The following is a 12904-nucleotide window of genomic DNA, read 5'->3' on the forward strand; positions in this document are numbered from 1 at the left end:
CCGGAGTCGATGGTGCCTGTTTCCCGTTTGTATCTGGCTGCGGCCTTGTTATTACTGGCCGAAGCCTGTTTTGCCGGCATTGGCGCTTTGGTCAAACTGACCAGTGATTCGGCAAGTCAGGTCCAGGTGGTGTTTTTCCGCAATTTTTTTGCTTTGCTGGTGATGCTGCCGTGGATTTATCTGCAAGGTGCGCAGATTCTCAAAACCAAACGTTGGTATCTGCACTTAAGCCGGGCCAGCACCGGCATCATCTCAATGTATTGTTTTTTCTATATCATCAGCCAGTTACCTCTGGCCCAGGCCATGCTGGTGCTGTTGCTGTCGCCTTTTGTCGTGCCGATTATTGCCAGGTTCTGGCTCAATGAACGACCAAGCAAACTGACGCTGTTTGCCATTTTGCTCGGGTTTATCGGCGTGTTTATTGCCATTCCGCTGAACGAAGGCCCGGGCAACTGGCTGATGCTGGCGATTGGATTACTCTCGGCAGTGCTGGTGGCTGTGACTAAAACCACGATCCGCTATATGTCCGACACAGAACCGGCGGCCCGTATTGTGTTTTATTTTTCGTTGCTGACCGCCATCATTTCTTTTATTCCAGTGCCTTTTGACTGGCATCCGCTACCGGCTATCGCCTGGTGGGCTTTTGCCGGCATGGGCCTGTTGGCGGCGGCCGGCCAAATGGCAATGACGCGGGCTTATGCGCTGGCACCAGCCAGCGATATCGGCATGTGGACCTATAGCAGTGTGATCTTTGCCGGTCTGTTTGGTTACCTATTCTGGCAGGAACCGGTGACGATGGCGTGGTTTGCCGGCGTGCTGATTATCTTTTACGCCGGTTATGTCACCAGCCGGCAGCGCCTGATTTAGCGCTGCTGTGGCGTCGCTGCGATGCGCCTTTGATTAGAATGTGGCCAGCACTTTGACTTTGTCAGTGACGGCGGCCTTGTCGATGTAGCCAATCACGCTGGGGTTCTGGCTGACCAACTCGAGCATTTCAGCGTCGCTGCTGATTTCTTTTGGCGGCGTACCTTTGCCGGTGAACACCAGCTTGGACCAATATGCTTTAATTTGACTGCCGGATTTATTCAGCACCTTCTGGTTAAACATTTCAGTAGTAGAACTGCCCTCCGGCTGACCTAAAGGTAAGGCCGCTTTACCGTCCGGGAAGCTTTTGCTGCGACCAAGATAAATCTGCGCTATCGCTTCGGGGTTTAACGCAGCAGCATTGGAAGGATGCACGACTACAGCGATTTCTGCTGCCACTGACAGACTTAACAGTGCCAGTGGCACCAACAGGATTTTTTTCATTTATTCACTCCGCTCTGGCTTTACAACTTTTCACAAGTGTAGACCAGTATTCTGAAGCGATTGAACTGACAGCAAAATTTACAAAACTGACCCGTTTTGGCCACGCCGTTGCAGGATTTGGCTGCACAACACTGGTACTTGCGCAGGGTGTCAGTTAAAATACGCGCCATTTTTCCGTCCGACTGTTACAGGCAAATTCTGACCATGAGTAAAAAGCTGCACATCAAAACCTGGGGCTGCCAGATGAACGAATACGATTCATCAAAAATGGCTGACTTATTGGATGCCACTCATGGCTTTACCCTGACTGAAGAAGCTGAAGATGCTGATGTGATCTTGTTAAACACTTGCTCTATCCGCGAAAAAGCCCAGGAAAAAGTCTTCCACCAACTGGGCCGCTGGCGTCCGCTGAAAAAGAAAAACCCGAACTTAATCATTGGTGTTGGCGGTTGTGTTGCCTCGCAGGAAGGTGCAGCCATCCGCGAACGCGCGCCTTATGTCGACATCGTGTTTGGTCCGCAAACGCTGCATCGCCTGCCGGAAATGATCAACGCCGTGCGCGGCGACCGCTCGCCCGTCGTTGACGTCTCTTTCCCTGAAATCGAAAAATTTGACCGTCTACCAGAGCCTAAAGCCGAAGGCCCGAGCGCTTTTGTGTCTATTATGGAAGGCTGTTCAAAATACTGTACTTTCTGTGTGGTGCCCTACACCCGCGGCGAAGAAGTCAGCCGTCCACTGGATGACGTGTTACTGGAAATCGCCCAACTCGCTGAGCAAGGCGTGCGTGAAGTCAACCTGCTGGGTCAGAACGTCAACGCCTACCGCGGCGAAACCCATGACGGCCAAATCTGCCATTTCTCCGAATTATTGCGTTTAGTTGCTGCCATCGACGGCATCGACCGCATTCGTTACACCACCTCACATCCGGTGGAATTTACCGACGATATTATCGAAGTTTACCGCGACATACCGGAACTGGTTGATCACCTGCATTTGCCGGTGCAAAGCGGCGCCGACCGCATTCTAACGTTGATGAAACGCAATCACACTGCGCTGGAATACAAAGCCAAGATCCGCAAACTGAAAAAGATCCGGCCTAATCTTTCGATGTCGTCTGACTTTATCATTGGCTTCCCGGGTGAAACTGCTGAAGATTTTGCCCAGACCATGGAGCTCATCAGCAGCATCGGTTTTGATATGAGCTTCAGCTTTATTTACAGCGCGCGGCCGGGCACGCCAGCGGCCGATCTGCCGGATGACGTGCCGGAAGAAGAGAAAAAACAGCGTTTGTATATTCTGCAGGACCGCATCAATCAGCAATCGTTGCAAATCGCCCGTGGCATGCTCGGCACTGAACAACGCATTCTGGTTGAAGGCCCGTCGAAAAAAGATTTGATGGAACTGACCGGCCGGACCGAAAACAACCGGGTGGTGAATTTCGAAGGTACGCCTGATATGATTGGCCAATTTGTCGACGTGCGCATTACCGATGTATTCACCAACTCACTGAAAGGTGTCGTGGTTCGTACTGAAGCCGAAATGGGACTGCGCCGTGAAATATCGCCGCAACAGATTATGGCGCGCCAGCAAAAGCCGGATACGGCGCCGGATATCGCGCCGGATGCCTTAGGTGTGGCCACTTATCAGCCTTGATCCAAAGGCATAAATGCGGCAGTCTTGAGTTTTCCCCAGCAAGTCCGGTTTTCTGCCGGACTTGTTTTATCTGATGAGAGAAGGACATTTGGACAACCCAATCAGTAGCCTCGAATTCAACTTATCCCCGGCCGATCATCAACGCCTCGCGCTGTTATGTGGGCCTTTTGATGACCACCTGCACCAGATTGAGCGCCGTTTCCGCGTACAAATTCAAAACCGCGAAGACAAATTCCGTTTACTCGGCCTGACGGAACAACTGCCATTGGTGCGCCAGTTATTGGAAAGTTTATATCTGGATACCGTCACTGCGGCCGGTAAATTACAGCCGCTGACCCCGGAACAGGTGCATCTGGCGCTTAGCAGCATTGAAAACCCAAGTTCGCTGGTCAGCGTCGATGCCGGCACGCAGGAAGTCAGCATTAAAACCAAAAAAGGGTTGATTAAAGGCCGCAATGCCAATCAAAGCCGCTATGTTGCCAATGTGCTGACCCATGATGTGACTTTTGGTATTGGCCCGGCCGGTACCGGCAAAACTTATCTGGCGGTGGCCTGCGCCGTCGATGCGCTTGAAAAACAGCAAGTCCGGCGTATTGTGCTGACCCGCCCTGCCGTCGAAGCCGGTGAAAAGCTAGGCTTTTTACCCGGCGACCTGACGCAAAAAGTCGACCCTTACCTGCGGCCTTTATACGACGCTTTGTTTGATATGCTCGGTTTTGAAAAGGTCGAAAAATACTTAGAACGTGGCACCATCGAAATCGCGCCGCTGGCCTTTATGCGTGGCCGCACCTTAAGCGACGCCTTTATCATTCTCGATGAAAGCCAGAACACCACGGTCGAACAGATGAAAATGTTCCTGACCCGGATTGGTTTTAATTCTAAAGCGGTGATCACCGGTGACGTGACCCAGGTCGATTTGCCACGTGGTCAATATTCTGGCCTGAAGCACGCCATTGATGTGTTATCGCAGGTCGATGCGCTCAGTTTTAATTATTTCACCGCCAAAGACGTGGTGCGCCATCCGGTCGTGCAAAAAATTGTCATGGCCTATGAAGCACACGAAAAAGCAGCGGCAGAAGCCAAAGCTGCAGCGCGCGCCGCCGAACAGGCCTTAGCGACATCGCAAGTCCAGCTGCAGCAAAACGCGGAAACAACCGCTGAAACGCCGACAGTCTCTGCCGCCAAACCAACGCGCCGGCGCACAAAAGAGGTATAAATGGCGATTATTCTGGATTTACAGCAAGCCAGCACGGCGACCGATTTACCAACCGAAGCCGAACTGCAACGGGTGCTGGACGCCGCAGTAACACCTTTTCAGGCCGATGCGGAAGTGACCATCCGGATTGTTGATGAAGCGGAAAGTCAGCAGTTGAACTTTGATTATCGGGAAAAAGACAAACCAACTAACGTGCTGAGTTTTCCGTTTCAGTGCCCGCCCGGCATTGAATTGCCACTGCTCGGTGATTTAGTGATTTGTGCCCAAGTCGTGGCGCGTGAAGCAGCCGAACAAGGTAAGACACTGCAGGCGCATTGGGCGCATATGGTAGTGCATGGCAGCTTGCATTTGCTGGGCTTTGACCATATAAATGAAGCTGATGCCGAGGAAATGGAAGCCGAAGAGATCCAAATCCTGCACGACCTTGGTTTTCCCAATCCTTATCTGATTGACTGAACATGGAGCTGATCTGAAGTCATGAGTGACGACAATCCACACTCGGGTCGCGGTTCTGCCGCGAAATCCTGGTTAGAACGCATTGCCGCGATTTTTACTGCAGAACCCCAAGACCTGACTGATTTAGAAGCCATTATTACTGAGGCCAACACCAGGCTGCTTATCGACACCGACACCAAAGGCATGTTGCAGGGGGTGTTGGCGATCTCCAAAATGCGCGCCCGCGACATCATGGTGCCGCGCTCACAAATGGCCACTATTGATATCGACCAGCCGCTGGAAGAATATCTGCCAATTTTGCTCGAAAACAATCACAGCCGTTATCCGGTGGTCAATGAAGACAAAGACCACATCGAAGGCATTCTGATTGTCAAAGACATCCTGCAATACGCGTTAAAACCGCAGACCGAATGGCAATTGCGCGATTTACTGCGCCCGGCGGTGATTATTCCGGAAAGTAAAAGAGTTGATGCACTGCTGAAAGACTTTCGCCAGCAGCGTTATCATATGGCCATCGTCGTCGACGAATATGGTGGCGTGTCGGGTCTTATCACTATTGAAGATATCCTCGAGCAAATCGTCGGTGAAATTGACGACGAGCATGACGAAGTGGAAGGTTCAGACATCCGCAAACTCGGCAGTCATGTGTATTTAGTCAGTGCCTTGACGCCACTGGATGAATTTAACGAAGCTTTTGCCACCGGTTTTGATGAGGCAGAAGCCAGCACCATCGGCGGTATTGTGCTGCACGCCTTTGGCCATATGCCGGTGAAAGGCGAAAGTATCAACCTCGGCGGTCTGACGTTTAAAGTCAATAAAGCCAATAGCCGCCGGCTGGTGCAGCTACAAGTAATTAAACCCAAAACCGACAGTACCAATGATGAATAACGGCAGCCGCGCTGGCGCCGCAGGATAAATTCAGTGCAATTCAGAATCTCTGCCCGGACCGGGCTGATGAGCCTGCTGCTCATCGGCGCAGGTCTCCTCAATACCTTTGCTTTTGCGCCTTATGACTGGCATGCGCTGCCGCTGCTGACCCTGACCATTCTGGCGGTGGCACTGCGTCAGAGCCAAAGCCCGGCGCAGGCCGCCTGGCTGGCGTATTGTTATGGCCTTGGCTGGTTTGGCCTTGGCGTCAGCTGGGTGCATGTCAGTATCGCCACTTTTGGCGGCATGCCGCTGATTGCCAGTCTCGGCATTATGGCGCTGCTGGTAGCTTATCTGTCGTTGTTTCCGGCGCTGGCTGCTTATCTGGCGGCACGCCTGGCCAAAGGCCAAGCCAGCTTTTGGCCATTGCTGCTGGCTATTTGCTGGACCTTTGCCGAAAATCTGCGCTCCTGGCTCTTTACTGGTTTTCCATGGTTATCAGTGGGCTACAGCCAGACCGATGGCTGGCTCAGCAGTTACGCCCCACTTATTGGTGAAACCGGTATCACTTTTATCCTGTTATTCGCGGCCGGCAGCTTTGCTGCTTTTTTTCGCCTGTCACGCAAACGCAGTAGTTTGAATCCGCCCGACAATCCAAACAACCTGCTTCAACGCAGCGACCAGGCCCAGCTCGCCGTTGCCGTGTTATTGCTGGCACTGGCGCCATTGCTTACTGGATTAAAAGGCTGGCAGCCAACGGGTGCAGAGGCCAGTGTCGCGCTGGTACAGGGCAATATCCGTCAGGAACTGCGCTGGGCACCAGAGCAAGAACTGCCGACAATGAAAAAGTACATGCAACTGACGCGGCCACAACTCGCCAACCGGTTAGTGATTTGGCCGGAAGCGGCTATCCCGCAGCTGGAACCGGATGCCCAGGCTTATCTGTTTAACCTCGATATGCTGGCAGCAGAAAATCAGTCTGCCGTCATCAGTGGCATTCTGGATGTAAAACGCAACGGCGATGCCTACAACGGCATGATTGTACTTGGCGATACCGGCGTGAAAAGTCAGATTTATCATTATGAAACCCACAACCGCTATCAGAAACATCACCTGCTGCCGATTGGCGAATTTGTACCTTTTGAGCGGCTGCTGCGGGATATCGCACCGTTCTTTGATTTACCCAACAGCTCTTTCGCCCGGGGCGAGTGGCAACAACCGAATCTGCAGGCCAAGGGTTATCAGCTGCTGGCGGCGTTGTGTTTTGAAATCGCTTTTCCGCGCCAAATCCGCGCCAATTTCAGCGCTGACACCGACTTATTACTGACCGTCAGTAATGACGCCTGGTTTGGTGATTCGCACGGTCCATGGCAGCATCTGGAAATTGCCAGAATGCGTGCACTGGAATTTGGCCGGCCACTGCTGCGCGCCACCAACAATGGTGTGACAGCGGCGATTGACGCTGACGGCAAGGTCTTAGGCCAGCTGCCGCAATTTCAGGATGGTGTGCTGACGCTGGATGTGCCGTTAACGCAAGGCCGCACGCTCTATAGTTTACTGGGCGACTGGCCGCTGTACCTGCTGTGCCTGTTCGCAGCGGCACTGTGGTTCTGGCGCCAGCGTCAGCTGCAAGCCAGTGCTAGCAGCAAAGCACCAACTCAATCCGTAGCCCCCACAGCGACAGTGGACGTTTCGGTCAAAACGGCTGAGGCCACAGTTGCGGCAGATCAGTCTGAGGCAACTACAGCACCAAAAGACCGCATCGAACCGCATTTCTGAGCCTCATCGCCAGCACATGGACCAATGAAGCCGCTAAATTAGCGGCTTCTTGTTTTATTCAGCTTCCATCCAGTTTCAGCCGGTTAGTCTGCGGCCAAGTCAGTCGGACTTTTCGGAGAATACTATGAGCAAGATGATGATGATTGGGTCTATGTTAGGCGCTGCCGCTATTACCGCATTAGGCGCAGTAGCCACCAATTACAACAGCCAAAAAGACAGCCAGCCACAGTGGGTTGAGATCGTCGGCAGCAAAGCCCTGACCGAAACCAGTACCGAACCACAACAACAATGCACCACCAAAAAAATCGCTAAAACCGCCCCGGTTGAAGACCAGCACGAAATTGCCGGTACTGTGATTGGTGCAGTGGTTGGCGGCGTGTTGGGTAATCAGGTTGGTGGCGGTTCCGGTAAAAAGCTAGCGACAGTGGCTGGTGCTGCGGCTGGTGGTTATGCCGGTAAACAAGTGCAGGAAGACATGCAGCGTAAAGATGTCAGCTATCAGGAACAGCAAGTGTGCAAAACGGTGCAAAAGACCGTCGAGAAAACTATCGGTTATGAAGTGCGTTATCTGCACGATGGCGAGCTGAAAACCACGCAAGTGAGCCAAAAACCCACAGGCCGGATGTTATTACAGGATGGCAAGCTGATGGCGGTAGAACCCGCCAGCTCATAACAGTTTTTGCAGTTCCCGGCAGCGCTCTGGTCATCAACAGTGTTTATATACTAAAGACCACAGCGCTGCTTTTTCTTACTTCCGTTTCATCCGCAATAACGTATTGTCTTTGACGATATGATGATGATAAATCGCCGCTAAGGCATGAATACCAATCAGCGCATAACCGGCGTCTGCAATCAATTCATGTAAGTCTTCAAAGCTGCCGGCAAGTTCCTCATTTGGCGCGATCAGCGCCGGCAATTCCAACCCCCAGAATGGGATCACTTTGCCTTCGGCCGATAAAATCAACCACCCCAACAATGGCAAGCCGATCAGCATTGCGTAGAGCGCCAGATGCACTAATGCCGCCAGTTTGTGCTGCCAGACCGGCGGTTGTGGCTCGATCGCCGGATAGGGCTGACGGCTGCGGAACCAGATGCGGGCGACGGTCAGCAATAATACGGTCAGGCCCAGCATATAATGCACAGTTTTCATCAGTTCACGCTCCGGGCTGCCGCGCTCAAAGCTGCTACGAAATTCCATCGTGACGTAGACGGCAATAATAAGCAGAAAAGTTAACCAGTGCAGTGCAATAGTCGGTAAAGAATAACGGGAATTACTCATCGATTCGCTCCGTAAAAAGTGACAAACAACAGCATGCGTCAGTTTTTTCACACTGACTTTGCGTTAGCACAAAGCTATTTAAAAAAGCTGTCTGAAAAATCTACCTGAAAAAACTGAAGGCTTTCTGAAGTCTGCTACCAGCGACCAAAATACTGGTCAATCAGCAACATCAGGTGATGATTTAACTCTTCGACCAGCGTGTCGGCGTCGGTCTGATAGCTGCTGCACAAGCGCTCAGCCTGTGCTTCGCTTAATAGCCGGCCACCCAGCGAAAACTGTAATTCAGGCAAAGACTTATCAAATCTTGGGGTCAGTACCCATTGCATAAATACCGGGGCATGACTACTGACCAATGGCTGGGCAAACTGGCAAAACTCAGTGATATATTGCGCGCCGTCCGGCCCCAGACAGCCTGGTTCCAGCCGGTAAATCGCTTCAACAACTGCTTTTTGTGTCATGCCCAGTCCTTGTTCTGCAAGTATTATTGCTGTTTGATAGTGGCAATAAACTGATTCGAATCGGCAATAGCCCGGTTCATATCCAGCACCAGCCGGTCCACATCCTGCTGTAACACAGAAAATTCACCCGAGATGGCCCCTACCGCTTTCGCATTCAGATTATGTTTTAAATACAATACATTATCCTGCAATACCCGCAACACTGGTGGCATTTTACTCTCGGCGCGGCGCATCACTTTAACCAGTGCATCAAACTGGCGTTTGGTATCAAGCAGCTTTTGTTTGCTCTCGGCGCGCAGTTTTTTGTTCTGATATTGCTTTAATTCATCATCCCATTCGTTGAACAGATCAAAAGCCACCAACTCGACTTTGTTGATGCGGGCACTGACTTCAGCCGCCGCTTTTTTACTGTCTTCGTATTGGCTATTCAGCGCTTCATAGCGGCCTTGCAGATCGCCGCCATGAAAACCAATCAGCTGGGACAACTGATCGAGCGCATCTTTAAATTCCTGCTGGCCCTCAATTTGCGCGTCACGCGCCTCTTCAACCCGGTCAATCAGGATGTCGCGTTTATGAATGCCGACTTTTTCCATCGCCGCATAATAGGCCGTCGAACAACCACTTAATGCCAGCAAGCCCGCCAGCAGTACCACTTTTTTTAACATTTATTCTTCCTCAGCGCCGCCATTGACCAGTTCAGCAATGGCAGCCAGTTTTTGCATCGTCAGCGCGTTTAAGGTTTTTTTCGGGTATTGGCCTTTGTGATTGCGCTCGCCAGCGCACAGACCAGTCAGCAGCTCCAGCGCTTCATCCACAGTGCGCACGGTGTAGATATGGAACTGCCCGGCAGCCACTGCCGAAATGACTTCCTGATGCAGCACCAGGTGCAATAAATTGCTGGCCGGGATCACGACACCTTGTTGGCCGGTCAGGCCACGCGACTGGCATAACTTAAAAAAGCCTTCGATTTTTTCATTGACGCCGCCAATGGCCTGCACCTGACCATGTTGGTTGATGGAGCCGGTGATAGCCAGATCCTGGCGCAGCGGCACACCGCAGATGGCAGAAATCAGCGCCAGCACTTCGGCGAGCGACGCGCTGTCGCCATCAATCAGGCCATAAGACTGCTCCATGGCAATATTGGCCGACAGCGTCAGCGGAAATTGCTGGGCATATTTAGCGCCCAGATACCCGGTCAGCAACATCACGCCTTTGGAGTGAATGGCTTTGCCCAGTTCCACTTCACGTTCGATATCGGTCACACCGCTGGAACCCGGATAGACAGTGGCACTGATGCGCGCCGGCGTACCGAACGCAGTATCGCCAATTTCCAGCACCGTCAGGCCGTTGATTTTACCGACAGCCCAGCCGTCAGAATCAATCAAAATCTGGCCTTCCTGAATGTCTTCGAGGAAGGATTCGCTGATGCGGCCGGTACGGTATTGTTTGCCAGCGAGCGCCTGCTGTACATGAGCGCCAGTCAGTTCAGTGTCGCCGGCCTGATTGGCATAAAAACAGGCTTCACGCACCAGTTCCAGCACATCGGCAAAGCGGGCGGATAACTTCTTCTGATGCTCAGCCTGGCGGAAACTGAATAACAACAGCTGCTTGAGGCCACAGACAGTCAGCGGCCCTGCTTCTAGTTGCTGAATTTGGTCCTGCAGCTGCAGCGACATATATTTAATGGTCTGGTCGTTCAGTGGCAGATAATTCTCAAAATCGGCCAGCACGCGAAACAGTTCGTTAAATTCGTCGTCCACATCCTGCACCAGATAATACAAATCACGCGAACCGAGCAGCACAATTTTGACACTGAGCGGAATGGCTTTGGGTGTGATAATGGTGGAGTTAGTGACCGCATGTTCGCTTAAGGTATCAATCGACACTTCGCCCGCTTTCAGGGCAAGCTTCAGCGCATCCCACACCTGCGGTTGTGTCAGCAAGCGGTCAGCATCGAGGATCAGATAACCGCCATTGGCTTTATGCAACGCGCCGGCGCGGATCATCCGGTAGTTGGTATACAAAGAACCTTGCGCTGAACTGTACTCCACCCGGCCAAAAATATTGCCGTAGCTGGGGTTGGCTTCAAACACAATAGGTGCGCCGGACATAGATTCATGATGCACCAGCACGTTCGGCACAAAATCATTGATAAAAATACCGCGGATATCCAGCTCTTCGGCTTTGTCGCTTTCAAGTTCCTCTGGCAATAATTCCAGCACGGCTTTGACCAGCTCAGGCCGCATTTCACGTAAATAACGCAAGATACCCAATTCAGTGGCGTAATCATGTTCCAGCTGTTTGAGCAGCGGCTTGATGGCCTGTTCGATAGTTTCGCGGCGCAGCGTACGTAAGTTCTCTGACAGTTCACGTTTCCATTGCGGCAGTTCCAGCAACTGCTCGTTCAGGATGGTTTCAAGTTCACTGACCAGCTCGTAGAAAAATTGCCGTTTGTCATCTGCGAGGTTGGCAAACTCAGCATCATCCAGCGGTTTGCCGTCCACCACCGGTGAAAAACTGACAGCGCCATTTTCTTCATACAGCACCACTTGTTTTTCCAGCGCTTTGCGCTCGACCAGCGCAATCGCGGCTTCGTATTTGTTATCAAAGGCGGCGTGAATGGCTTTTTTGCGGCGCTGATAACCGGGGTTATCAAAAGCAGCCGGGAAAGTGTCGAGCAACTCGTCGATGAGCGCTTCGAGTTTTTTCACCAGCACCCGGCCTTCCCCCGGCAATAGCCGTAAGGTTTGCGGCGTGCGCTCATCATCAAAATTATTTAAATAACACCAGTCATCCGGTGTTTCTTTTTCGCTGGCGGCTTGCTGCAGAATATCCTGCACTAAGGTGAAACGCCCGAGCGCCGGCTCACCCATCACATAGAGGTTATAACCCGGCATATCCATGCCGATAGCAAAGCCCAGTGCTGCTTTAGCGCGGTCCTGACCGATAAAAGTACTGCTGTAGCCGGCAACATCCAGCGCATCTTTGATTTGCGCTTCATCCAGCTGCGGGGACAGCTGCGCCGCCTGTAGGGCCAGTGCCTGAAGTTTTGCCTCGGCAGCTTTGTTTACTGCAATTTGCGTCATGCCAGAAATTCCTTCACTACGGATACAGGCATACTAACAAAATCAGCAGCCTGCCGAAAAATTTATCTGTGCAAAACTCTGCAGAAACGCATTCAGACCGGCAGGCCACGGCGTAAAAAATGCCCCCCACCGCAGGCCGGGCATGGCAACAGTTCAGCCGGATGATTGTAATGCAGCGCCTCGCCGCATTGCCGGCAGACATAAAGCCCCATCCCCACCGTTTCGCCCTGTAAATACAAGCCCTGATGCGACAAATCCTGCTCCAGCTCCTGCCATTCCACCTGGGTTTTGTCAGTAACCTGCGCCAGAGCCTGCCATAAAGTTTCAGGCCAGATCGACGGCGGTTGCGGCTGCTGTTGCTGGCGAAAAAAGGTTTCGATAAATAGCTGGGACTCATAAGCGGTCAGGTCACGGCCAGCCTTCAGATAAGCTGCCAGCGTGTCCGCCACTTCGACGACGGGCCTGACGGCCGGGTCCAGATGGCTCTGCAGCGATGATTCCAGCTGCTGTAACCATTGCCGGTATTTGTGTAGCAACTCAGGCATAAGCACCTCATAGACGCGGGACTGTTGGTCTCAGTATAGCGCCGGACTTCCCACTCTACCCCTCCGTTGTCAGTCAAAGCTGCTGGTTAAGGCTGCCACCATGGACTGCTACCGCAAGACAAAGCAGCCGTATGTATTTTGTATATTTATTGTACCGATTATGCCCATCAATGTGGTTTTTCTGTGAAGTCATCGCAATTTGATTGTGCCAAAAATCCCGACTGATTAGTTTGTGCGCGCTGCAGCACCCGTACCCA

The 12904-nt window shown here is 52.2% G+C and carries 13 protein-coding genes; 7 read left to right on the plus strand and 6 right to left on the minus strand.

From position 1 onward, the window contains the following. The first annotated feature begins 12 nt into the window (after positions 1-12). A complete protein-coding gene (locus ABNT34_RS15935; RefSeq protein WP_348733369.1) occupies positions 13-867 on the plus strand; it encodes a DMT family transporter in 855 nt (284 codons plus the stop codon). A gap of 33 nt (positions 868-900) precedes the next feature. Here ABNT34_RS15935 and ABNT34_RS15940 read toward each other — a convergent pair whose 3' ends face one another. Further along, positions 901-1308, minus strand: coding sequence for a phosphate ABC transporter substrate-binding protein (locus ABNT34_RS15940; protein WP_348733371.1), 408 nt, complete (start codon positions 1306-1308; stop codon positions 901-903). A 204-nt stretch (positions 1309-1512) separates the two neighbouring features. Here ABNT34_RS15940 and miaB point away from each other — a divergent pair, with 204 nt between their 5' ends. From miaB to ABNT34_RS15970, 6 genes are all read left to right on the plus strand, one after another. Next, a complete protein-coding gene (miaB, locus tag ABNT34_RS15945) occupies positions 1513-2961 on the plus strand; it encodes a tRNA (N6-isopentenyl adenosine(37)-C2)-methylthiotransferase MiaB (RefSeq protein ID WP_348733373.1) in 1449 nt (482 codons plus the stop codon). A 73-nt stretch (positions 2962-3034) separates the two neighbouring features. Further along, the gene (locus ABNT34_RS15950; RefSeq protein ID WP_348733375.1) at positions 3035-4177 is read left to right on the plus strand and encodes a PhoH family protein; all 1143 of its coding nucleotides are present in this window, start codon (positions 3035-3037) and stop codon (positions 4175-4177) included. Beyond that, entirely contained in the window at positions 4178-4633 is a 456-nt protein-coding gene (ybeY, locus tag ABNT34_RS15955; protein ID WP_031566245.1) for an rRNA maturation RNase YbeY, read from the plus strand. Positions 4634-4654: 21 nt separating this feature from the next. Beyond that, the gene (locus tag ABNT34_RS15960) at positions 4655-5521 is read left to right on the plus strand and encodes a transporter associated domain-containing protein (protein ID WP_348733377.1); all 867 of its coding nucleotides are present in this window, start codon (positions 4655-4657) and stop codon (positions 5519-5521) included. 66 nt (positions 5522-5587) lie between these two features. Continuing rightward, entirely contained in the window at positions 5588-7279 is a 1692-nt protein-coding gene (lnt, locus tag ABNT34_RS15965) for an apolipoprotein N-acyltransferase (RefSeq protein ID WP_348733378.1), read from the plus strand. Between the two features lie 124 nt (positions 7280-7403). Beyond that, entirely contained in the window at positions 7404-7952 is a 549-nt protein-coding gene (locus tag ABNT34_RS15970; protein ID WP_348733380.1) for a glycine zipper 2TM domain-containing protein, read from the plus strand. A 75-nt stretch (positions 7953-8027) separates the two neighbouring features. Here ABNT34_RS15970 and ABNT34_RS15975 read toward each other — a convergent pair whose 3' ends face one another. From ABNT34_RS15975 to ABNT34_RS15995, 5 genes are all read right to left on the minus strand, one after another. Further along, on the minus strand, positions 8028-8558 hold the full coding sequence (locus tag ABNT34_RS15975) for a cytochrome b (RefSeq protein WP_348733382.1): 531 nt from the start codon (positions 8556-8558) through the stop codon (positions 8028-8030). 134 nt (positions 8559-8692) lie between these two features. After that, positions 8693-9016 carry a hypothetical protein gene (locus tag ABNT34_RS15980; RefSeq protein WP_348733384.1) on the minus strand — a complete coding sequence of 108 codons (324 nt, stop codon included), beginning with the start codon at positions 9014-9016 and terminating at the stop codon, positions 8693-8695. Positions 9017-9039: 23 nt separating this feature from the next. Next, positions 9040-9681, minus strand: a complete 642-nt coding sequence (locus tag ABNT34_RS15985; RefSeq protein ID WP_348733386.1) for a DUF2959 domain-containing protein — start codon at positions 9679-9681, stop codon at positions 9040-9042. Then, the gene (locus ABNT34_RS15990) at positions 9682-12102 is read right to left on the minus strand and encodes an AAA family ATPase (protein WP_348733388.1); all 2421 of its coding nucleotides are present in this window, start codon (positions 12100-12102) and stop codon (positions 9682-9684) included. 92 nt (positions 12103-12194) lie between these two features. After that, on the minus strand, positions 12195-12647 hold the full coding sequence (locus ABNT34_RS15995) for a hypothetical protein (protein WP_348733390.1): 453 nt from the start codon (positions 12645-12647) through the stop codon (positions 12195-12197). Positions 12648-12904: the final 257 nt, after the last annotated feature.

The organism is Rheinheimera texasensis (genome assembly GCF_964031785.1).
Classification (GTDB): domain Bacteria; phylum Pseudomonadota; class Gammaproteobacteria; order Enterobacterales; family Alteromonadaceae; genus Pararheinheimera; species Pararheinheimera texasensis_A.